The organism is Streptomyces sp. NPDC051555 (genome assembly GCF_044454405.1).
Classification (GTDB): Bacteria; Actinomycetota; Actinomycetes; order Streptomycetales; family Streptomycetaceae; genus Streptomyces.
This window is the reverse complement of the sequence record NZ_JBITDP010000025.1, coordinates 21,818-42,281: the sequence shown is the minus strand read 5'-3', so window position 1 is coordinate 42,281 and position 20,464 is coordinate 21,818. Positions and strand designations below refer to the sequence as shown.

Below are 20,464 nucleotides of genomic sequence, written 5' to 3'. Positions count from 1 at the left end.
GCCCCGGCCGCGCCCCCCCCCGCCGGCGGCACGACGGTGCGGGCCGGACGCGGCTCCGCATGCCTCCGGCGGGCCCTCAAACGCCGGGCAGGCTGAAATGGGCCGGCCCAAGTCGAGCAGCGCAGGCTGACCGGGCCGGCCCGAGTCGGTGGGACGGCCCCGCCGGCGGTCGAGGCGAAGGTCAGCCCCGGCCGATGTACGGCATCGCCGTCGCCATGACCGTCGCGAACTGGACGTTGGCCCCGAGCGGCAGCTCGGCCATGTGCAACACGGTCGCCGCCACATCCCCCGCATCCATCACCGGCTCGACCGCGAGCCGCCCGTCGGCCTGCAGGATCCCGGTCTGCATCCGCTCCGTCATCTCCGTGGCCGCGTTGCCGATGTCGATCTGCCCGCAGGCGATCCGGTACGGCCGCCCGTCCAGCGACAGCGACTTCGTCAGGCCCGTCATCGCGTGCTTGGTCGCCGTGTAGGCGATGGAGTTCGGGCGCGGGACGTGCGCGGAGATGGAGCCGTTGTTGATGATCCGGCCGCCCTGCGGGTCCTGCGCCTTCATCAGCCGGAAGGCACCCTGCGCGCAGAGGAAGGCCCCGGTCAGGTTGACGTCGACGGCCTGCTTCCACGCCTCGTAGGTGATGTCCTCCAGCGCGACCCCGCCGGGCCCGAAGGTGCCCGCGTTGTTGAAGAGCAGGTCCAGGCGCCCGTACCGCTCGGCCACGGCCGCGTACAGCGCGTCCACGGCGACCGGGTCGCTCACGTCGGTGGGCAGGCACAGGACCTCCGCCCCCGCACCCGCACCCGCACCGGCACCCGCCGCCTCGGCCGTCTCGGCCAGCGGACCGGGCCGGCGGCCCGCCAGGGCCAGGCTCCAGCCCGCACCCGCCAGGGCGAGGGCGACCGTACGCCCGATGCCCGATCCGGCGCCGGTCACCACGGCGATCTTCTTCGTGCTTGCGTTCATGAGGCCGCAGGGTACGTCAGCCCGCGCTCCGGTCCCCGGCCGTTCCGATAGCTGAGAGCATGGGTCGGACACACATGTGAAGAAACGATAAGCAGAGCGACGAGAAGACGGAGTTTCGCATGACGGAGAGAGGTCCCGCGACGGCCCCCACGCCCACCAGCGGCGCCGCGGAACCCGCGTCCGCGACCGTCGCGGCCGCCCGCCGGACCGGGCTGCTCGTCACCTTCATACTCGGCGGGCTCACCGCCCTCCCGCCGCTGTCCATGGACATGTACCTGCCGGCCCTGCCCGCCGTCACGAACTCCCTCGACAGCCCCGCCGCCACCGTCCAGCTCACCCTGACCGCCTGCCTCATCGGCATGGCCCTCGGCCAGCTGGTCATCGGGCCGATGAGCGACAAGTGGGGGCGCCGCACCCCGCTGCTGACCGGCATGGTCGTCTACGTCCTGGCCACCGCCGTCTGCGCCTTCGCCCCCACCGTCGAGCTGCTCATCGGCTTCCGCCTCGTCCAGGGCCTCGCCGGAGCGGCCGCGATCGTGATCGCGCGGGCCGCCGTGCGCGACCTGTACGACGGCGTCGAGATGGCCCGGTTCTTCTCCACCCTGATGCTCATATCCGGCGCCGCCCCCATCGTCGCGCCGCTCGTCGGCGGCCAGGTGCTGCGCTTCGCCGACTGGCGCGGGGTCTTCCTCGTCCTGACCGGCGTCGGCGTCGTGCTCACCGCCCTGGTCTGGCGCGGCCTCGGCGAGACCCTGCCGCCGGAGCGCCGCCAGACCGGCGGCGTCGGCGCGGCCCTGCAGACCATGCGCGGGCTGCTCGCCGACCGGGTCTTCGCGGGCTACACCCTGGCGGGCGGCTTCGCCTTCGCCGTCCTCTTCTCCTACATCTCCGCCTCGCCCTTCGTGATCCAGGAGATCTACGGCGCCTCCGCCCAGGAGTTCAGCCTGCTCTTCGGCCTCAACTCCGTCGGCCTGATCATCGTCGGCCAGATCAATGGCAAGCTGCTCGTGGGCCGGGTCAGCCTGGACAAGGCCCTCTCCGTGGGCCTGGCCGTCATCACGACCGCCTCGGTGGCACTGCTGGTGATGTCGAGCGGGGTCTTCGGCAAGGTCGGGCTCCTCCCGGTCGCCGCCGCCCTCTTCGTCCTCATGTCCGCGATGGGCCTGCTGCTGCCCAACACCAACGCACAGGCCCTCATGCGCACCCCGCACGCCGCGGGCTCCGCCTCCGCCCTGCTGGGCACCTCCTCCTTCCTCGTCGGCGGGATCGCCTCGCCGCTGGTCGGGATCGCCGGCGAGCACACGGCGGTGCCGATGGCCGTCGTCCAGCTGGTGTGCTCGCTGCTGTCGGTCGCCTGCTTCCTGGGCATGTGCCGCCCCTGGCGGCAGCGGGAACCGCTGGCTCCGGCAGCGCCGTAAACTCAGCGGGTGAACCCCTCTGTACCCACCTCCGCCGACACCCTCCGCGCCGCGCTCGGCGGGCTGCTCGACGGACTCCCGCCGAAGCAGGCCGCGGCCGCGGTCGAGCGGCTGATCGCCAATTACCGCGGCGAGACCCCGACGAACGCCCCGGTCCTGCGCGACCGCTCCGACGTCGCGGCGTACGCGGCGTACCGGATGCCCGCGACCTTCGAGGCGGTACGGGCCGCCCTGGACGCCCTCGCGATCGCGGCCCCGTACTGGGCGCCCGCCTCGCACGTGGACGTCGGCGGCGGCACCGGGGCGGCGACCTGGGCGGTGGACGCCACCTGGGGCGGGCCGCGCCCGACCACCGTCCTCGACTGGGCCGAGCCCGCCCTGGTCCTGGGCCGGGAGCTGGCCGTCTCCTCCTCCTCCGAGGTGCTGCGCGCCGCCGAGTGGCGGCGCGCGGTGATCGGCGCGGGGCTGGAGCTGCCCGCGGCGGACCTGGTGACCGTGTCGTACGTACTGGGCGAGCTGACCCCCGAGGCGCGCGGCGCCGTCGTCGCCGAGGCGGCCCGGGCGGCGCAGACCGTGGTGATCGTCGAGCCGGGCACGCCCGACGGGTACCTGCGCGTGCGGGAGGCCCGCGACCTGCTGATCGCGGCCGGGCTGCGGATCGCCGCGCCCTGCCCGCACGACGGCACCTGCCCGATCGCGGTCGGCGAGGACTGGTGCCACTTCTCGGCCCGGGTCAGCCGCTCCTCCCTGCACCGACAGGTCAAGGGCGGCTCGCTCGCCTACGAGGACGAGAAGTTCAGTTACGTCGCCGCGACGCGCGTGCCGGCCACCCCCGCCACCTCGCGGATCACCCGCAGGCCGCAGATCCGCAAGGGCCTCGTCCTGCTGGACCTGTGCGGACCGGCGGCCGGTGACGCGCCGGGCCTGTCCCGGGCCACCGTGACCAAGCGCCACGGTGACCTGTACAAGGCGGCGCGGGACGCCGACTGGGGCCAGGAATGGCCGCCGGTCCCCACGGACTAATTCCGGGCCGGCACCGCGCTAGCCCGCCACCTCCTCGGCCGCCGGGCGCAGCTCCTGGGTGCAGCACTTCACGCTGCCGCCGCCCTTGAGCAGTTCGGTCAGGTCCATCGGGACCGGTTCGAAGCCCCGCGCGCGCAGCGGGGCCACGAGACCCGCCGCCGCCTGCGGGAGCAGGACGTGGCGGCCGTCGGAGACCGCGTTGAGCCCGAGGGCCGCGGCGTCCTGCCCGGACGCGAGCAGGGCGTCCGGGAAGAGGCGGCGCAGGACCGAGCGGCTACCCGGCGAGAAGGCCTCCGGGTAGTACATGACCTCGTCGCCGTCCAGGACGCTGAGCGCGGTGTCCAGGTGGTAGTAGCGCGGGTCGACCAGGTCGAGGCCGATCACCGGGCGGCCGAAGAACTCCTGGGCCTCGTCGTGGGAGAGCGGACTGGAGCGGAAGCCCCGGCCCGCCAGGACGTAGGACCGGGTGACCGCGAAGTCCCCCTCGCCCTCGTTGATGTGGGAGGGCTCGTGCACCTCCGTGAAACCGTTCCCCCGGAACCAGTCCAAGTGGGCCTCGGCCTCGGCGGCGCGCTCCGGGTAGGCGAAGCGGGCCCCGAGGACGCGGCCGTCGATGACGGTCGCGCCGTTCGCCGCGAAGACCATGTCGGGGAGGCCGGGTTGCGGCGCGAGCGTCTCGACGGTGTGGCCGAGGGAGCGGTAACGGTCCCTCAGGTCTTCCCATTGGGCGAGGGCGAGGGGCAGGTCGACCGGTTTCGTGGGATCCATCCACGGGTTGATCGAATACGTGACCTTGAAGTGCGCGGGTGGGCACATCAGGTAACGCCGGGGTGTGGCGTCTCTGCGCAAAGAAGGCTCCTCACGACGGATGTGGGCCGAGTGTGATCTGAAGAGAATCGTCTCTCCTCCGGCGCGGCGGCGCAGTGAACCGATGGGGTGGTTTCCGGCCTGGCCGGCGTGGTGGTGAAAGTCACCGCCGGGGACCTGTGCGCGAACGGCCGAGAAACCTTGGCTGAAATATGCGGTTCTGTAGGGGTACTTGACGGATCCGGGCCCCTCGTCCGGAGGCCCCCGGTTGAGGAGAGCGGTCACCCGGGGCGCAGGATGGTGGGACCATGGTGGGATCTGCCGGGGTAACGGTGAGGTGAGGGGATAGATGGGGTCAGGGTCCGACCGCGTCACGCGCGGTCCGCAGAGCAGGATTTCCCAATGGCTGCGCCGCCGGTCCAAACCGGCTGCCGAGGACTCGGGGCGCGAGCGTGAAGCGCTGCTCCTGGCCGTCGCCGCCGCGGGCCTGCCGCTGTCCCCCGCCGCACATCCCGCCGGCTACCGATGTTCGTGCGACCGCATCGGCTGCCCCACCCCCGCGCGGCACCCGATCTCCTTCGCCTGGCAGACGCAGTCGACCACCGACCGCGCGCAGGTCGAGCGTTGGGCCCGCAACCAGCCCGAGGCGAACTTCATCACCGCGACCGGCATGGTCCACGACGTCCTGGACGTCCCGCTGGAAGCCGGGCACAACGCGCTGGAGCGGCTGCTGGCCGCCGGTGTCGAGGTGGGGCCGGTCGCCGAGTCCGGCGGTACGGGCGACCACGCCCGGATGCTCTTCTTCACCGCGACGCGGGGTACGCCGGAGGACGAGGACGAGTGGTGGCCGTGCGAGCTGGACTGCCATCCCGAGACCATGGACGAGCACCCCGGGCTGCGGTGGCACTGCCGCGGCAGCTACGTGCTGGTGCCGCCGGCCGTCCTGCCGGGTGACCTGGCGGTCAGCTGGATCCGGGGCATGGAGTACGGGCTCCCGGACCCGCTCACCCTCCTGGAGACCCTGACCGACGCCTGCGCCCAGTACGCGGGCACCACCCCCCACACCCCCCAAGCCGTAGCCTGGCCTCTCGGCCGCTGACCCCGCCGAGTCCTCAATCGCCGGACGGGCTGAAACGACCACCACCGGCACTGGGCCCACTCAGCCCGGCCACATCCAGCCCCGCCGGCGTTTGAGGCGCGGGTCCGGGCAGAGCCCGGGACGACGACCCGCACCCCGCACCCCGCACCCGGCAGCCCGCACCCGGCGGATCCTCAGTGGATCTGGGTGACGATCACGTCGAGGGACCAGGGGCGGCCCGGCTTCGTGGGCGGCTGCGCCTCCACCGTGAAGCCGAGGTCCCGCAGGGCCGTGACCAGTTCCGCGGGGCCCGCGGGGACCACCCCCGCCAGCAACAGGTCACGGACCAGCCGCCCCTTGGTGGCCTTGTTGAAGTGGCTCACCACCGACCGCTTCTCCACCCCGTCCACCACCTGCGAGTGCAACACCCGCACCGTCGCCGTCCGCCCCGCCACCTCCCCCTTCGGCTTCCACGCCGCCCCGTACGCCGCCGACCGCAGGTCCAGGACGAGCCCGTCCCCGGCCGCCTCCGGCATCACCGACGCCATCGGGGTGCGCCAGTACGCCCCCAGCGCCCCCAGCCCCGGCAGCTTGACGCCCATCGAGCAGCGGTAGGAGGGGATCCGGTCCGTCATCCGGACCGCGCCCCACAGGCCGGAGAAGACCAGCAGCGAGCGGTCCGCCAGCTCCCGCGCCCCCGGCGAAAGATCGGCCAGCCCGAGGGCGTCGTAGAGCACCCCGGTGTAGATCTCCCCGGCCGGCCGCGCGGCAGCGCCGCGCAGGCCCGCGTTCTTCGCGACCTCGCCGCGCAGGCCCTCGCTGAGCCCGAGCACCTCGCGCGCCTTGTCCTCGTCGGCCGCGCACAGCTCGACCAGTTCCTCCAGCACCGCCGCGCGGGCGGCGGCCAGCCCCGGCAGGGACAGCCCTTCCGCCTTCAGGGGTGCGCCGGAGCCGCCGGCGGCCTTTCCTTCGGACGGCGGCAGCAGCACGAGCACGGTGGTTCTCCTTCTATGCGGCCGGTACGACCGGTCCGGCGCTTTGCGGGGGGTGCGGCCCCCCGGCCAGAGTAGACGGCTCGCCGCGCCGCCCCGCCGCACCGGCCATAGGCTCGGTCCATGCCACGCCGTCACCTGCACATGACCGGCGCGGACGGGGCCGCTCTGTCGGCCGCGCTGCGCGACCTGCGGACGCGGCTGGGCGTGCCGCAGGACTTCCCCCCGGCCGTACGGGCGGAGGCCGAGGAGGCCGCCGGAGCGCCCCGGCTGCCCGAGCTGGACGCCACCGACGTCCCGCTGTTCACCATCGACCCGCCGACCTCCGTCGACCTGGACCAGGCGATGCACCTGGCCCGGCGCCCGGGCGGCGGCTTCCGGGTGCATTACGCCATCGCGGACGTGGCGGCCTTCGTCACCCCGGGCGGCGCTCTGGACGCGGAGGCGCACCGCCGTGTGACGACCCTGTACTTCCCCGACGGGAAGGTCCCGCTGCACCCGCCGGTGCTCTCGGAGGGCGCGGCCAGTCTGCTGCCGGACCGGACCCGTCCGGCCCTGCTGTGGCGGCTCGACCTGGACGCGGACGGCCGGGTGGTGACCACCGACGTCCGCCGCGCGCTCGTACGGAGCCGGGCCAAGCTGGACTACGAGGGCGTCCAGCGGGCCATCGACGGCGGCACCGCCGAGGAACCCCTGGCCCTGCTGCGCGATGTGGGGACGCTGCGCGAGGCGCTGGAGACCGAGCGCGGCGGGATCTCGCTGAACGTGCCCGAGCAGGAGGTCGTCGAGCGCGACGGCGGCTACGCGCTGGTCTACCGGGCCCCGCTGCCCGCGGACGGCTGGAACGCCCAGATCTCCCTGATGACGGGCATGGCGGCCGCGGACCTGATGCTCGCGGCGGGCACCGGCATCCTGCGCACCTTGCCCTCGGCGCCCGACGGCGCGGTGGGCCGGCTGCGCCGCACCGCGCGGGCGCTGCGCATCGACTGGCCGCACCACGTGCCGTACGCGCAGCTGATCCGTTCCCTGGACCCGCACCGCCCGGCGCACGCGGCGTTCCTCCAGGAGTGCACGGCCCTGCTGCGCGGGGCCGGGTACACCGCCTTCACCGGCGGCGAGGTCCCCTCCCCGGCGCTGCACGCGGCGGTCGCCGCGCCGTACGCGCACTGCACGGCCCCGCTGCGGCGGCTCGTCGACCGCTACAGCGGCGAGCTGTGCCTGGCCGCGGTGGCGGGCGCGGCTCCGCCCGCGTGGGCGGTGGAGGCGCTGGCGACCTTGCCGAAGAAAATGGCGGACGGCACCCGGCTGGCCAACGCGGTGGAGCGGGGCTCGGTGGACCTGGTGGAGGCGGCGCTCCTCAAGGACCACGTGGGCGAGACCTTCGAGGCCACGGTGATCGACGTCAAGGACCACGAGCCGCAGGTGGGCACGGTCCACCTGGAGGAACCGGCGGTGGTGGGCCGGGTCGAGTCCGCCGCGGCCCCGCTCCCCCTCGGGTCCCGGATCCGGGTCACGCTGGCCTCGGCGGATCCGGCGGGCGCGACGGGCGTGCTGTTCACCGTGGCCTAGGACCTGTCCGGGGTCCGGGTAGCATGGGCGCAGCGCAGAACGACACAGGCGGGCGGCCGCGTCGGGGTCTTCGGATCCCGCCGAGGAACGTCCGGGCTCCACAGGGCAGGGTGGTGGCTAACGGCCACCCGGGGTGACCCGCGGGACAGTGCCACAGAAAACAGACCGCCCGGGACTTCGGTCCCGGGTAAGGGTGAAACGGTGGTGTAAGAGACCACCAGCGCCTGAGGTGACTCAGGCGGCTAGGTAAACCCCACCCGGAGCAAGGTCAAGAGGAGTCGTCTCCGGACGGCTCTGCGCGGACGTTCGAGGGCTGCTCGCCCGAGTCCGCGGGTAGACCGCACGAGACCGGCGGCAACGCCGGTCCTAGATGGATGGCCGTCTCCCCGGTGATCGCGAGATCACCGGGCGACAGAACCCGGCGTACAGCCTGTGTCGGTCTGCGCGCCTTTACGAAGTACGCCTTTACGAAGAACGGCTCCGGCCCGCACTGAGAAGTGCGGGCCGGAGCCGTTTGTGCCTCAAGGCCCCGGGGCCCGTTCCTACCGCAGGTGCGAGGTGTCGTTCAGCAGGCGCAGCGAGGCGTTGCCGTCGGCGTAGTAGGCGACCGCCGAGAGCGAGGCCGCGGACAGTTCCATCCGGAACAGGGATTCCGGCGGAGCCCCGAGGGCGAGCCGGACCAGGGTCTTGACCGGGGTCACGTGCGTGACGAGCAGGGCGGTGCGGCCCGCGTGCGCGGCCAGCAGCCGGTCACGGGTGGCGGCGACCCGGCGGGTGACGGTGGCGAAGCTCTCGCCGCCGCCGGTCGGGGCCGCCTTCGCGGACTTCAGCCAGGCGTCGAGGTCGTCCGGGTGGCGCTCCCGCACCTCGCCGAAGGTGAGGCCCTCCCAGGCGCCGAAGTCCGTCTCGCGCAGCCCCTCTTCGACCGTGACGGGCAGACCGAGCCGGTCGGCGACGGCCTGCGCGGTCTCGCGGCACCGGCGCAGCGGGGAGCTGACGATCGCCTGCACGGTGCCGCGGGCGGCGAGTGCGGCGGCGACGGCCTCGGCCTGGCGGCGCCCGGCCGCGGAGAGCTCGGGGTCGCTGCCGCCGCTCCCGGAGAAGCGCTTCTGCGGGGTGAGGGCGGTCTCGCCGTGCCGCAGCAGCACGAAGGTGGCGGGCGTCCCGAGGTCGGGCGCCCCCCAGCCGGGTGCGGTGGCCGCGGTGGCCGCGCCCGCGTCGGCGATCGTCTCCGCGAACAGCGTGTCCGCCCCGCCGGAGCCCACCGTGGCAGCCGTGACGGTCGTACGGGCCCCCGAGAGCGCGGCGCGCGCGGCCGCGGCGCCCGCCGCGGCGTCACCGGGCGGACCCGCGGGCGGCGGGGTGGCCAGCGCCCGGGCCGCGCCGCGGTCGAGGGCGGCCGAGGAAGCGGACGGCTCCCACTGGCGGCCCCGCTTGCCCGCGTCCATCGCCTCGTTGGCGAGCCGGTCGGCGTGCTTGTTGCGCTCGCGCGGGATCCACTCGTAGGTGACCTGGGCGCGCGGCAGGATCCGCGCGGCCTCGGCCGCCAGCGGCTTCATGTCCGGGTGCTTGATCTTCCAGCGGCCGGACATCTGCTCGACGACGAGCTTGGAGTCCATCCGCACCAGCACCGTGGCGTCGGGGAACAGCTCGCGGACCGCCGTGAGGCCCGCCACCAGGCCCTTGTACTCGGCCACGTTGTTGGTGGCGACGCCGATGAACTCGGCCCGCTCGGCGAGGGTCTCCCCCGTCGTCGGGTCGAGGACCACCGCGCCGTAGCCCGCGGGCCCCGGGTTGCCCCGGGAACCGCCGTCCGCCTCGACGACCACGCGCGGCATCAGATGCCCGAGTCCGCCGTACGGACCAGGATGCGGCCGCAGTTCTCGTGCCGGACGACCTCGTCGCGGGCCGCGCTCTTGATCTCGTTGACCTCGGCCAGGTCGAGCTCCAGGCGGCAGCCCTCGCAGCGGCGCTGGTACAGCTTGGCCGCGCCGACGCCGTTCTGCTTGGCCCGGATCCTCTCGTACAGGGCGATGAGCGGCGCCGGGATCGAGGCGACGATCAGCTCGCGGTCCTTGGCGAGCTTCGCGGTGTCCGCGTCGAAGGCGGCGAGGGCGGCGTCGCGGCGCACGGTGGCGTCGTCGGCCTTGCCCTGGAGTTCGGTGACGCGCCCGGTCAGCGCGGCGACGCGCTCGGCGGCGGCCTCGCGGCGCTCCATGACGTCGAGGACGACGTCCTCCAGGTCGCCCTGGCGCTTGGCGAGGGAGACCAGTTCGCTCTGGAGGTTCGCCAGGTCGCGGGCGGAGACGCCCACGCCGGAGTCCAGGCGGGCCTGGTCGCGCACCGCGCGGGTGCGGACCTGGTCCACGTCCTGCTCGGCCTTGACCTGCTCGCGGCCGGCGTCGCTCTCCTGCGTCTGCGCGGCGACGAGGAGGTCGCGCTGCTGTGTCAGGTCGCTGGTCAGGGACTCCAGCTCCAGGTGCTCGGGCAGCGAGGTGCGCTTGTGGTCGAGCTGGGACAGCCGCACGTCCAGGGCCTGGACGTCGAGAAGTCGGATCTGGTCGGCGGGCTCGGCGTTCAGTTGGGGGCTCCAGGGAGAGAAGGGGCGGAAACGGACGGCGCGTGCGCCGTCCAGGGGTCGGTGACCGTGCGCGAGACGTGGGTACGCAGACCCCAGCCGTGGCGCTCGGAGATCGCGTCGAGCTGCGCTGCGGCCTGCTCGCACCAGGGCCACTCGGTGGCCCAGTGGGCGGCGTCGACGAGGGCGAGCGGGGACTGCTCGCGTGCCTCGGACACCGGGTGGTGGCGCAGGTCGGCGGTGAGGAAAGCGTCCACGCCGGCCGCCCGCACCTGGTCGAAGAGGCTGTCGCCGGAGCCGCCGCTGACGGCGACGGTGCGGATCAGCGCGTCCGGGTCGCCGGCCGCGCGGATGCCCTGCGCGGTGTGCGGGAGCCGGGCGGCGGCCCGCGCGGCGAACTCGCGCAGGGTCTCGGGGTGGTCGAGCGCGCAGATCCGGCCCAGGCCCCGGCGGCCTTCGGGGTCGGTGGGGTCGGGCACGAGCGGCCCGGTGATGCGCAGGTCCAGCGCGCCCGCGAGGGCGTCGGAGACCCCGGGGTCGGCGCTGTCGGCGTTGGTGTGGGCGACGTGCAGCGCGATGTCGTTCTTGATCAGCGTGTGCACGACGCGGCCCTTGAAGGTGCCCGCCTCGACGGTGGTGGTGCCGCGCAGGTAGAGCGGGTGGTGGGTGACGATCAGGTCGGCGCCCAGCTTCACCGCCTCGTCGGCGATCTCCTGCACCGGGTCGACCGCGAACAGGACCCGGGCGACCTCGGCGTCGGGGTCGCCGCAGACGGTTCCGACGGCGTCCCACTGCTCGGCCCGCGAGGGGGGCCACAGAGCGTCCAGCGCGGCGATGACTTCAGAGAGACGGGGCACGGGCCAAGGCTACCGTCCGTGGCGCACCCCCCGCCGACCAGCAGGGGGTGCCTCGGGGCGCGGGGTCTTACTTGCAGGGGCTACTTGCCGAGGAAGGTCCGCAGGTCGTCGAGGACCTTGTCGGCGGCGGTCACGCCGAGACCGAGGTACCAGGTCTCGTCCGGCACGTCCTTGGCCTGGCCCTTCTTCACCGCGTCCAGGTCCTTCCAGAGCGGGTTGTCCTCGGCGGAGTCCCGCTTGGTCTTGTCCTTGGCACCGTAGACGCCGGTGAAGATCCAGTCGGCGGCGGCCTCGTCCATGCGCTCGGGGCTGACCTCCACGGCCAGTTCCTCGGCCTGCTGGTTCTTGGGGCGCGGGATGCCGGTGTCCTTGAGGATCGTGCCGATGAAGGAGGCCCCGGCGTACAGGCGGGTCTTGCCCGGCATGTAGCGCAGCATGGTGACGGTCGGCTTGTGCTCGCCGAGGTCGTCGCCGAGCTTCTTCGCCTTGGCCTGGTAGGCGTCGAGCTTGGCCTTGGCCTCGGCGGTCTTGTCCAGCGCGGCCGCGTTCAGGAGGTAGTTCTCCTTCCACGGGAAGCCCGGGCGGATGGAGAAGACGGTCGGGGCGATCTTCGACAGGGCGGCGTACTTGTCGGCGGAGCGCAGCTGGCTGCCGAGGATCAGGTCGGGCTTGAGGGCGTTGATCGCCTCCAGGTTGAGGCTGTTGATGGTGCCCACGGACTTGGGGGTGCCCGCGTCCTTCTTGAGGTAGCCGGGGATGCCCTCGTCGCCCTCGGTGGGCGCGTAGCCGACGGGCTGGAGGCCGAGGGAGACGACGTTGTCGAGCTCGCCGACGTCCAGGACCACGACCCGCTGGGGGGCGGCCTTGAGCTCGGTGGCGCCCATCGCGTGATTGATGGTGCGCGGGAACTGCCCGGCCGCGGCGGTGGTCCCGAAGGCCGCGGTCTTCTTCGCGGCGTCGGAGAAGTCCTTGCCCCCCTGTGCGACGGCCTTCTTGTCGCCGCCGCCTCCGGCCGGGGCGTCCTTGCCCGCCTTGTCGCCCTGACCGCCGCAGGCGGTGAGGACGAGCGCGGCTGCGGTGGCGAGGGCGACGGCGGCCGCGCCGCGGCGTCGGAAGGACATGTCACAACTCCTGGGGGTGGGGGCGGAGACGGGGCGAGGGCCCCGGTTAGGCATGCCTAACCCTAAACGCCCCGATATCGCACAGCACAATCGTCTCCCCCGCCACAGCGGAATCGCCGGGCGGCCACCCGTACGTGTGAAGCGGGCTGGGTCGTGCCGCTCGGCAAGGAGTACGAAAACTAGCTTCCTCACCGGAGGTGACGCACAGATGACTGCCTGTGCTGTTGAGGAGCCGGTGACACGAGTGGCGGCGGAGGCCGCCGACGAGGGCGCCGACGAGGGCGCGGCCGGGGCCGCCGCGGGGCCCGACGGGCCGGCGGCCGAGGGCGAAGAGGCGCCGCCGACCGCGCCCGCCATGGCCGCGGGCCCGGGGTTCGTCGTGGCCGCGGACGGGTCGTACGCCGCCCGACTGGCCGGCGAGGGGCAGGCCCGCTACCCCGAGCGCTGGACCCTGGACGGCCCCGAGCCGTACGCCGTCCCGCTCCCGCTGGAACAGCCCGAGGAGGCCGACAGCGAGGTCCTCCCGCTGGCCGACGGGCGGGTGCTGATCCACCGCCGGGTCGCCGGGCACCACGCGTTCTCCCTGCTCTACCCCACTGGCACGCACGGCGGGCCGCACACCGGTCCGCGCACCGGGCAGTTGCCGCTGGGCGCCCTGGAGTGCGGGCGCCTGACCCTGCTGCCGCCCGCGCCGGACGGGCGCAGCGCCTACGCCCTGGCCGTCGGCGAGCGTTCCACGACGGTGTGGCAGGTGGCCGGCGGCAGCTTCGGGCCCGAGTGGGTCGCCGAGGTGCCCGGGCGCTGCTCGGGGGGCGTCTGGCTGGACCGGGAGGGGCGGTTGCTGGCCCTGGACCGGGAGCGGGACGGGCGCACCAAGGCCGTCGTGGTGGACCTGGGGCGGGGCGGCGAGGTCTCGCCGCTGCTCCAGATCACCGAGGCCAGTGACGACCACCTGCTGATGGCCGACCCGGACAGCGGGCTGCTGCTGATCCGCTCGGACGCGCCGTCGCCGGGCGAGGGGGCCCGGCTGGGCTGGGGGGTGCTGGGCAGCTCGCGGCCGGTACGCTTCCCGGAGTGCCTGCGGGCCGAGGGGGCGACGGCGGTGCCGTTCGCGGTGCAGCCGGGGCAGATGCTGATGCCGGAGATCTGCGCGGTGGCGCTGCGGATCGACGAGCCGGGCCCGGGGGCCGCCGCGGGTGCGGCCGGGATCGCGCTGTGGCGCCCGGCGGACCGTTACGTCTTCCGGCTCGGGGCGCCCACCGGCTGGGTCGGCACGGGGCTGTGGTCGCGTGAGGGCCGCCTGCGGCTGCCGTACGCGACCGGGGCCGTGCCGTGCGGCGTCGTGAGCCTGGGGCTCCCGCAGGGCCCGCCGCCGCCGCTGCGGCTCGACCCCGAGCCGGCGCCCGCCGCCGCGCAGCGGCCCGTACCGCTCCAGCAGGCGCCGCTGCGGTAGTCGTCGCTCCAGCGGGCGCCGCCGCGGTAGGAGTCGTTCCAGTAAGCCCCGTTGACCCACCGTCACACCGTGCCGGAGGGCTGTTCGGCGCGCCCATTTATATGATAGGTAAGTTTACTAACATAAGCGGAGCGCACCAACTCCCCCCTGGAGGCGTCGTGTTCACCCCTCATTTCCGCACCATTAATGCGCGTCGCACGAGGCTGGCCGTAGGGGCCATCCTCGGCGCGGCCGTCCTCGCCGTCCCGGTCGCGGCCCACGCCTCGCCCGCCACCTCCCCCGCGGCCGCCGCCCCCCTCTCGGCAGCCGCCTTCGGCGCCAAGGCCACCGGCCTGGACGACCCGGCGAAGAAGGACGTCGCCATGCAGATCGTGTCCAGCGCGGAGAACTCCTCGCTGGACTGGAAGTCGCAGTACAAGTACATCGAGGACATAGACGACGACCGCGGCTACACCGCCGGGATCATCGGCTTCTGTTCCGGCACCGGCGACATGCTCGACCTCGTCGAGTACTACACGAGCGTCAAGCCGGACAACGTCCTCGCCAAGTACCTCCCCGCCCTGCGCAAGGTCGACGGCACCCCCTCGCACAAGGGCCTCGACCCGAACTTCACCAAGGACTGGGCCAAGGCCGCGGGCGACTCCACCTTCAAGCAGGCCCAGGACCACGAGCGGGACCGGGTGTACTTCAACCCGGCCGTGAACCAGGGCAAGGCCGACGGGGTCGGCGCGCTCGGCCAGTTCGCGTACTACGACGCCATCGTCATGCACGGCGACGGCACCGACTCCACCAGCTTCCGCAACATCCGCAAGCGCGCCCTGACCAAGGCCAAGCCCCCGGCCCAGGGCGGCAACGAGACCACCTGGCTGAACGCCTTCCTCGACGCCCGCGTCTGGGCGATGAAGCAGGAGGAGGCGCACAGCGACACGAGCCGCGTCGACACCGCGCAGCGGGTCTGGCTCAAGAAGGGCAACCTCGCCCTGAACACCCCGCTGGACTGGAAGGTCTACGGGGACTCGTACCACATCGGCTGATCCCACACCGGCCGATCACCGGCCGGACCGGTACGGGGTCGGCCGAGAACCCTCTCGGATCCGCCGCACCGCGCTCCTAGGCTGCGGTCATCCTTGTCGCCCGCCCCGCGCACCCGCGCGGGGCGGGCGACGCCACTATCGGGGGAGATCAGCCATGAAGGCCGAGCGCGTCCAGCAAGTGCTCGAAGTCGTCGCTCCGTTGCTCGCCGCGGGCGAGAGCGTGGAGGTGGCGACCTTCGCCAATGTCGGCAGCGTCTCCGCCAAGCGACTGATCGGGACCGCGGTCGTCGTCGGCATCGCCACGGCCGGCATGTTCACGGTGATCGCCCGGCCCCGGCCCATGTACGTCGCGCTGACCACCGAACGCGTGCTGTTCTTCGGCTGCGACGAGCTCTCCGGGCGGCCCAAGAAGGAACCGGTCATGACCCTCCAGCGGGAGTGGCTCGGCGTCGCCTCCACGAAGAAGTTCCTGCTCGCCCTCACCGTGCACGTACAGGTCGAGGGCTCGGACAAGGCCCTGAAGCTGTCCTTCCCGCGCACCACCCACGAAGCCGCGCACACGGTGATCGCGGCCCTGTCGAGCTGACGGCACAAGAGCGCGCCCCGGCCGCCGTCACCGAGGTGACGGCGGCCGGGGCGGCCGGGCGTACGGGTCCCGCCGGTCATGCCGGTCATGCCGGTCCCGCTGGTCGTGCCGGTCCCGCTGGTCGTGCCGGTCCCGCTAGTCGTGCTTGAGGCTGAGCACCTCGGTCGCGGCGAAGGTCTCGTTCGCCGGGCGGGCGTCGTAGTGCGGGGTGAGGAGCTCGTCCAACTCCTCGTAGGAGAAGGACTCCTTCGTCGTGTCGAACTTCGCGGCCACCTTCGGCCGCTCCATCACCACCACGATCCCGCCGTGCACGACGAAGAGCTGCCCGTTCGCCTTCGCCGAGGCCGGCGAGGCCAGGTAGCCCACCAGCGGCGAGACGTGCTCCGGCGCCAGCGCGTCGAGCTTGCCCTCCTCCGGCACCTGGAAGCCCGCGAAGACGTCCTCCGTCATCCGGGTACGGGCCCGCGGGCAGATCGCGTTGGCCGTGACCCCGTACTTGCCCAGCGCCAGCGCGGTCGAGGTGGTCAGCCCTACGATGCCGCCCTTGGCCGCCGCGTAGTTCGGCTGGCCGGCGCTGCCGCCGAGGAACGCCTCCGAGGAGGTGTTGACGATCCTGCCGTAGACCGGCCCGCCCGCCGCCTTGGAACGCTCCCGCCAGTGCACGGACGCGAAGTGCGTGGTGTTGAAGTGGCCCTTGAGGTGGACCCGGATCACCGAGTCCCACTCGGCCTCCGACATCGAGAAGACCATCCGGTCGCGCAGGATGCCCGCGTTGTTGACCAGCACGTCGAGCTTGCCGAAACTGCTCACCGCCAGCTCGACCAGCTCGCGGGCCTGCCCGAAGTCGGCCACGTCACCGAGGTGCGCCACCGCCTGCCCGCCCGCCGCGCGGATCTCCGCCGCGACCTCCTCCGCCGGGGCGGCCGAGGCCTCGCCGGAGCCGTCGCGGCCCGGCTGGCCGAAGTCGTTGACGACCACGCTCGCGCCGAGGCGGGCGAGTTCGAGCGCTTCGGCGCGCCCGAGCCCGCGCCCGGCGCCGGTGACGATCGCGGAAAGTCCCTCTAGGGGGAGCGACATGGTGCCCGTTCCTCTCGGAAGCCGTACGTCGGGGGTCAGGTCGGTCAGAGTTCGATGCAGGTGCGCAGGGCCACGCCCGTGCGCATCTGGTCGAGCGCGTCGTTGATCTCGGCCAGCCGCACCCGGTGCGTGATCAGGCCCGCCAGGTCCACCCGGCCGGCCCGCCAGAGGTTGATGGTCCGCTCGTAGGACCGCAGGACGTCCCCGCCGCCGTACATCGACGGCAGGATCTTCTTCTCGTCGAAGAACAGCGAGAACATGTTGATCGAGTAGTTGTCGTCGAGGGCGCCCGCGCCGACCACCACGACCGAACCGCCGCGCCGGGTCATCTCGTAGGCCGTCTGCGTGGTCTGGGACTTGCCGACCACCTCGAAGACGTAGTCGAAGCCCTCACCGGCGGTGATCCGGTTCTTGGCGTCGGCGAACGCCTCCGGCGAGACCGCCTCGGTCGCCCCGAACCGCAGGGCCGCCTCGCGCCGCGACTCGACCGGGTCCACGGCGATGATCTGCGCCGCGCCCTGCACCTTGGCGCCCTGGATGACGGAGATGCCGACGCCGCCGCAGCCGATCACCGCGACCGTGGAACCGGCCTCCACCTTGGCCGTGTTGATGGCCGCGCCGAGGCCCGTGGTCACCCCGCAGCCGATCAGGGCGGCGATGTCGAAGGGGACGTCGTCGGGGATCGGCACGGCGCAGCCCGCCGGGACCACCATCTCCTCGGCGAAGGTGCCCGTGCCGGCGAAGCCGAAGATGTCGCTGTCCCCGCGGCGGAAGTTGGGGGTGGCGACGTTGCCGAAGGCCTCCAGGCACAGGTGGCCCTGGCCGCGCTTGCAGGACGGACAGTGGCCGCAGGGCGGCAGCCAGCAGACCAGCACCCGGTCGCCGATCTTGTGGCTGGTGACCCCGTCACCGACGTCCACCACCTCGCCCGAGCCCTCGTGGCCGGGGATGAAGGGCGCGGGCTGCGGCAGCACCCCGCTCATCGCGGAGAGGTCGGAGTGGCACAGGCCGGTGGCCTTGATCCGGATCTTCACCTTGCCGGGGCCGAAGCCCACGGCCTCCATGTCCTCGACGACTTCGAGCTTGTCCTGGCCTATCTGGCTCTGGAGTGCTGCGCGCACGGTGCGGCTCCTCTGCTGGAGGTACTGGTTCTGTCGCTCGTAGCTCTTAGCTCGTACGGTCGTTACGCGTGCTCGACCACGGTGTCGGCGAGGACCGGCGCGTCGTCCCGCTCGGCCGCGCTCACGGTCACCTGTACGCGGCCGGGCTCCTGCCACATCCGGATGCGGAGCGTCTCGCCGGGGAAGACGATCCCGGCGAAGCGGGTCCGGTAGGCGCGCACCCGGCTCACGTCCCCGCCCAGGACCGTGTCGACGACGGCCTTGAGGGTCATCCCGTACGAGCACAGCCCGTGCAGGATCGGCTGGTCGAAGCCGGCCAGCTTGGCGAACTCGGGGTCGGCGTGCAGCGGGTTCCAGTCGCCCGACAGGCGGTACAGCAGCGCCTGTTCCTCGCGGATGCGCCGCTCCTCGACGCGGTCGGGCGCGCGCTCGGGCGCCTCCCCGCGGACCGAGGGGCCGCGCTCCCCGCCGAAGCCCCCCTCACCGCGGACGAAGAGCTGCGCGTCGCTGGTCCACAGCGGCCCGTCGGCGTCGGCGACCTCGGAGCGCAGCACGATGACGGCCGCCTTCCCCTTGTCGTAGACGGCGGCGACCTTGGAGGTGGAGGTGGCCCGCCCCTTCACGGGGATCGGCCGGTGCAGCTCGATGGAGTGGCCGCCGTGCAGTACGGCGGTCAGGTCGACCTGGATGCCGGGGGCGGCGAGGCCCCCGAGCATGGCCATGCCCGCGCCCGCGACCGTGGCGAAGCTGGGTAGCACGTGGAGCTTGGACTCCAACGTGTAACGCAGCTCGTCGGGGTCGGTGGCCGGCAGACCGGCGCCGAGGCCGAGGTGGTAGAGCTGGATGTCCTTGTGGTCCCAGCCGATCTCCCCCACGCGGGGGTCGGCGGCGAGGGCCTTGGCGGCATCGATCGGCATTGAGGATGCTGCTCCTTGTTCGTGGAAGACCTCGGTGCGACCGTCCGCACCGTCGGCCGCACCGAGGTCGTATGCGGGTCGGTCCGCGGCGCGTTCGCCATGTTCTAGAACGCGTTCTAGGACCGATGAAGGAATGTATAACGCACGCCCCAGCACTTGGGAAGACTCCTGACCTCTCGTCAGTTTCCCCTTTGGCCGGGTGTGTTCCATGCCGGTGGGCGCACCCCGCGACCTACCCTGACCCCGTGAACGAAATGCCCCGGGAGCACCGGCCCACCAAGTCCCTACGGGTCCTGCTGGTCCCGCCGGACCCGGCCCTGGCCCTGCGGCTCGGCCTCCAGCCGGACATCGAGGTCGTGCCCTCCACGACGGCCCGCCCGGCGGTGGCCCTGGTCCAGGCACCGGAGGCGGTGGCCGCCGTGCACGAGGACGACCCGGAGTGCGCGGTCCTGGTCGTGACGGGCTCGGCCCACCCCGGCCTGCTGGACGCGACCCTGACCGCGGGCGCGGCCGGGCTCATCCTGCGCGACGTCCCGATCGAGGACCTGGCCGACTCGATCCGCCGCGCCTCGATGGGCGAAACGGTCATCGACCCGGCGCTCAGCCCTCGCCCATCGAGCCCGGGGGGCACCACGTAAAAGCCCCGCCGGCGTTTGAGGCGCCCCCGGAGGGCCCACTACCTGCGCAGCAGCGTCACCACGGCCGCCCCGCCCAGGCCGATGTTGTGCGCCAGCCCGACTCGCGCCCCCTCGACCTGCCGGGCCCCGGCCTGGCCCCGCAGCTGCCACACCAGCTCCGCGGCCTGCGCCAGCCCGGTGGCCCCCAGCGGGTGCCCCTTGGAGATCAGTCCGCCCGAAGGGTTGACCACCCAGCGCCCGCCGTACGTCGTCGCGCCGCTCTCCACGAGCTTGCCCGACGCCCCGTCCTCGCACATGCCCAGCGCCTCGTAGGTCAGCAGCTCGTTGACCGAGAAGCAGTCGTGCAGTTCGATGACGTCCACGTCCTCGATCCCGAGCCCGGAGCGCTCGTAGACCTGCCGTGCCGCGGCCGCCGTCATCGGCTTGCCCACCACGTCGATGCAGGACCCCGAGGCGAACGAGTCCCCCGTGTCCGTGGTCATCGACTGCGCCACGATCTCGACGGCCCGCTCCCCCAGCCCGTGCGCCTCCACGAACCGCTCCGAGACCACCAGCGCCGCCGCCGCGCCGTCCGAGGTCGGCGAGCACTGGAGCTTAGTCAGGGGCCGGTGGATGGTCTTGGCGGCGAGGATCTCCTCGACCGTGTAGACGTCCTGGAACTGCGCGTTCGGGTTGTTCGCCGAGTGCCGGTGGTTCTTCGCGCCGACCGCCGCCAGCTGCGCCTCGGTGGTCCCGTACCGCTGCATGTGCTCGCGCGCCGCGTTCCCGAAGATCTGCGCGGTCGGCGGGGTCATCTCGAAGCCGTGCCCGGCGGCCATGATCCCGTAGTGCCGGGCCACGGGGGACGTCTTGAAGTCGCCCCCGTCCGCGCCGCCGCCCAGCGCGCCCCTCTTCATCTTCTCGAAGCCGAGCGCGAGCACGCAGTCGTTGAGGCCGCCCTCGATGAACTGCCGGGCCATCATCAGCGCCGTCGAGCCCGTCGCGCAGTTGTTGTTGACGTTGTAGACGGGGACCCCGCTCAGGCCCAGTTCGTACGCCGCCCGCTGCCCGGCGGTGGAGGCCTGGAAGCAGTAGCCCACCGGCACCTGCTCGACGAGGCCGTAGTCCACGCCCGCGTCCGCGAGCGCCGCGGTCCCGGCCTCCTTCGCCATGTCCCAGTACTGCCAGTCCCGCGACTCCGGCTTCTCGAACTTCGTCATGCCGACGCCCACGATGTACGACTTCATGGTGCTGA

At 73.0% G+C, this 20,464-nt stretch carries 19 protein-coding genes and 1 other RNA gene; 9 read left to right on the top strand and 11 right to left on the bottom strand.

Features of this window, described 5'->3' with window-relative positions; genetic code table 11:
- Positions 1-181 precede the first annotated feature (181 nt).
- On the bottom strand, positions 182-961 hold the full coding sequence (locus ACIBEA_RS35395; RefSeq protein WP_399267298.1) for an SDR family oxidoreductase: 780 nt from the start codon (positions 959-961) through the stop codon (positions 182-184).
- 119 nt (positions 962-1,080) lie between these two features.
- On the opposite strand from ACIBEA_RS35395, the gene ACIBEA_RS35390 reads away from it, so the two are divergent.
- Positions 1,081-2,379 carry a Bcr/CflA family multidrug efflux MFS transporter gene (locus tag ACIBEA_RS35390; protein WP_399267297.1) on the top strand — a complete coding sequence of 433 codons (1,299 nt, stop codon included), beginning with the start codon at positions 1,081-1,083 and terminating at the stop codon, positions 2,377-2,379.
- A 9-nt stretch (positions 2,380-2,388) separates the two neighbouring features.
- Positions 2,389-3,402, top strand: a complete 1,014-nt coding sequence (locus tag ACIBEA_RS35385; RefSeq protein ID WP_399267296.1) for a small ribosomal subunit Rsm22 family protein — start codon at positions 2,389-2,391, stop codon at positions 3,400-3,402.
- A gap of 18 nt (positions 3,403-3,420) precedes the next feature.
- Here ACIBEA_RS35385 and ddaH read toward each other — a convergent pair whose 3' ends face one another.
- Positions 3,421-4,272, bottom strand: coding sequence for a dimethylargininase (gene ddaH / locus ACIBEA_RS35380; RefSeq protein ID WP_399267371.1), 852 nt, complete (start codon positions 4,270-4,272; stop codon positions 3,421-3,423).
- A 286-nt stretch (positions 4,273-4,558) separates the two neighbouring features.
- Here ddaH and ACIBEA_RS35375 point away from each other — a divergent pair, with 286 nt between their 5' ends.
- Complete coding sequence (locus ACIBEA_RS35375) at positions 4,559-5,308, top strand: bifunctional DNA primase/polymerase (RefSeq protein ID WP_399267295.1); 750 nt, start codon at positions 4,559-4,561, stop codon at positions 5,306-5,308.
- Between the two features lie 173 nt (positions 5,309-5,481).
- On the opposite strand, the gene yaaA is transcribed toward ACIBEA_RS35375, so the two are convergent.
- Complete coding sequence (gene yaaA, locus ACIBEA_RS35370; RefSeq protein ID WP_399267294.1) at positions 5,482-6,282, bottom strand: peroxide stress protein YaaA; 801 nt, start codon at positions 6,280-6,282, stop codon at positions 5,482-5,484.
- Positions 6,283-6,402: 120 nt separating this feature from the next.
- Between yaaA and ACIBEA_RS35365 the strand changes: the two genes are divergently transcribed.
- Positions 6,403-7,848 carry an RNB domain-containing ribonuclease gene (locus ACIBEA_RS35365; RefSeq protein ID WP_399267293.1) on the top strand — a complete coding sequence of 482 codons (1,446 nt, stop codon included), beginning with the start codon at positions 6,403-6,405 and terminating at the stop codon, positions 7,846-7,848.
- Positions 7,849-7,888: 40 nt separating this feature from the next.
- Positions 7,889-8,290, top strand: an RNA gene (gene rnpB / locus ACIBEA_RS35360) — RNase P RNA component class A.
- Positions 8,291-8,390: 100 nt separating this feature from the next.
- On the opposite strand, the gene ACIBEA_RS35355 is transcribed toward rnpB, so the two are convergent.
- The 4 genes from ACIBEA_RS35355 to ACIBEA_RS35340 all read right to left on the bottom strand — a co-directional run bounded on the left by ACIBEA_RS35355 (position 8,391) and on the right by ACIBEA_RS35340 (position 12,404).
- The gene (locus ACIBEA_RS35355; RefSeq protein ID WP_399267292.1) at positions 8,391-9,686 is read right to left on the bottom strand and encodes a bifunctional RNase H/acid phosphatase; all 1,296 of its coding nucleotides are present in this window, start codon (positions 9,684-9,686) and stop codon (positions 8,391-8,393) included.
- Positions 9,686-10,429 carry a zinc ribbon domain-containing protein gene (locus ACIBEA_RS35350; RefSeq protein ID WP_399267370.1) on the bottom strand — a complete coding sequence of 248 codons (744 nt, stop codon included), beginning with the start codon at positions 10,427-10,429 and terminating at the stop codon, positions 9,686-9,688. Before ACIBEA_RS35350 ends, ACIBEA_RS35355 begins: the two co-directional genes overlap by 1 nt.
- Positions 10,426-11,283, bottom strand: a complete 858-nt coding sequence (locus tag ACIBEA_RS35345; protein WP_399267291.1) for a Nif3-like dinuclear metal center hexameric protein — start codon at positions 11,281-11,283, stop codon at positions 10,426-10,428. Before ACIBEA_RS35345 ends, ACIBEA_RS35350 begins: the two co-directional genes overlap by 4 nt.
- Before the next feature lie 80 nt (positions 11,284-11,363).
- Positions 11,364-12,404 carry an ABC transporter substrate-binding protein gene (locus tag ACIBEA_RS35340; RefSeq protein WP_399267289.1) on the bottom strand — a complete coding sequence of 347 codons (1,041 nt, stop codon included), beginning with the start codon at positions 12,402-12,404 and terminating at the stop codon, positions 11,364-11,366.
- A gap of 208 nt (positions 12,405-12,612) precedes the next feature.
- Between ACIBEA_RS35340 and ACIBEA_RS35335 the strand changes: the two genes are divergently transcribed.
- The 3 genes from ACIBEA_RS35335 to ACIBEA_RS35325 all read left to right on the top strand — a co-directional run bounded on the left by ACIBEA_RS35335 (position 12,613) and on the right by ACIBEA_RS35325 (position 15,477).
- The gene (locus ACIBEA_RS35335) at positions 12,613-13,857 is read left to right on the top strand and encodes a hypothetical protein (protein WP_399267288.1); all 1,245 of its coding nucleotides are present in this window, start codon (positions 12,613-12,615) and stop codon (positions 13,855-13,857) included.
- Positions 13,858-14,015: 158 nt separating this feature from the next.
- Positions 14,016-14,891 carry a chitosanase gene (locus ACIBEA_RS35330; protein ID WP_399267287.1) on the top strand — a complete coding sequence of 292 codons (876 nt, stop codon included), beginning with the start codon at positions 14,016-14,018 and terminating at the stop codon, positions 14,889-14,891.
- A gap of 154 nt (positions 14,892-15,045) precedes the next feature.
- Entirely contained in the window at positions 15,046-15,477 is a 432-nt protein-coding gene (locus ACIBEA_RS35325; protein ID WP_399267286.1) for a hypothetical protein, read from the top strand.
- A gap of 135 nt (positions 15,478-15,612) precedes the next feature.
- On the opposite strand, the gene ACIBEA_RS35320 is transcribed toward ACIBEA_RS35325, so the two are convergent.
- The 3 genes from ACIBEA_RS35320 to ACIBEA_RS35310 form a co-directional block, all read right to left on the bottom strand.
- Positions 15,613-16,554 carry a 3-oxoacyl-ACP reductase gene (locus tag ACIBEA_RS35320; RefSeq protein ID WP_399267285.1) on the bottom strand — a complete coding sequence of 314 codons (942 nt, stop codon included), beginning with the start codon at positions 16,552-16,554 and terminating at the stop codon, positions 15,613-15,615.
- 44 nt (positions 16,555-16,598) lie between these two features.
- Positions 16,599-17,675, bottom strand: coding sequence for a Zn-dependent alcohol dehydrogenase (locus tag ACIBEA_RS35315; RefSeq protein WP_399267284.1), 1,077 nt, complete (start codon positions 17,673-17,675; stop codon positions 16,599-16,601).
- Positions 17,676-17,737: 62 nt separating this feature from the next.
- Positions 17,738-18,592, bottom strand: a complete 855-nt coding sequence (locus ACIBEA_RS35310; RefSeq protein WP_399267283.1) for a MaoC/PaaZ C-terminal domain-containing protein — start codon at positions 18,590-18,592, stop codon at positions 17,738-17,740.
- Positions 18,593-18,846: 254 nt separating this feature from the next.
- Between ACIBEA_RS35310 and ACIBEA_RS35305 the strand changes: the two genes are divergently transcribed.
- Positions 18,847-19,230: a DNA-binding response regulator gene (locus ACIBEA_RS35305; protein ID WP_399267369.1), complete on the top strand. Its 384-nt coding sequence runs from the start codon at positions 18,847-18,849 to the stop codon at positions 19,228-19,230.
- 38 nt (positions 19,231-19,268) lie between these two features.
- Here the strand turns inward: ACIBEA_RS35305 and ACIBEA_RS35300 are convergent, their stop codons facing one another.
- Positions 19,269-20,456 (bottom strand): lipid-transfer protein, encoded by a 1,188-nt coding sequence (locus ACIBEA_RS35300; protein ID WP_399267282.1) that lies wholly within the window; start codon positions 20,454-20,456, stop codon positions 19,269-19,271.
- Positions 20,457-20,464: the final 8 nt, after the last annotated feature.

Coding starts and splice junctions, on each gene's coding strand:
- ACIBEA_RS35300 (WP_399267282.1), bottom strand. CDS start 20,456: ATGAAGTCGTACATCGTGGGCGTCGGCATGACGAAGTTCGAGAAGCCG.
- ACIBEA_RS35365 (WP_399267293.1), top strand. CDS start 6,403: ATGCCACGCCGTCACCTGCACATGACCGGCGCGGACGGGGCCGCTCTG.
- ACIBEA_RS35390 (WP_399267297.1), top strand. CDS start 1,081: ATGACGGAGAGAGGTCCCGCGACGGCCCCCACGCCCACCAGCGGCGCC.
- ACIBEA_RS35375 (WP_399267295.1), top strand. CDS start 4,559: ATGGGGTCAGGGTCCGACCGCGTCACGCGCGGTCCGCAGAGCAGGATT.
- ACIBEA_RS35305 (WP_399267369.1), top strand. CDS start 18,847: ATGCCCCGGGAGCACCGGCCCACCAAGTCCCTACGGGTCCTGCTGGTC.
- ACIBEA_RS35325 (WP_399267286.1), top strand. CDS start 15,046: ATGAAGGCCGAGCGCGTCCAGCAAGTGCTCGAAGTCGTCGCTCCGTTG.
- ACIBEA_RS35340 (WP_399267289.1), bottom strand. CDS start 12,404: ATGTCCTTCCGACGCCGCGGCGCGGCCGCCGTCGCCCTCGCCACCGCA.
- ACIBEA_RS35355 (WP_399267292.1), bottom strand. CDS start 9,686: ATGCCGCGCGTGGTCGTCGAGGCGGACGGCGGTTCCCGGGGCAACCCG.
- ACIBEA_RS35335 (WP_399267288.1), top strand. CDS start 12,613: ATGACTGCCTGTGCTGTTGAGGAGCCGGTGACACGAGTGGCGGCGGAG.
- ACIBEA_RS35320 (WP_399267285.1), bottom strand. CDS start 16,554: ATGTCGCTCCCCCTAGAGGGACTTTCCGCGATCGTCACCGGCGCCGGG.
- ACIBEA_RS35310 (WP_399267283.1), bottom strand. CDS start 18,592: ATGCCGATCGATGCCGCCAAGGCCCTCGCCGCCGACCCCCGCGTGGGG.
- ACIBEA_RS35395 (WP_399267298.1), bottom strand. CDS start 961: ATGAACGCAAGCACGAAGAAGATCGCCGTGGTGACCGGCGCCGGATCG.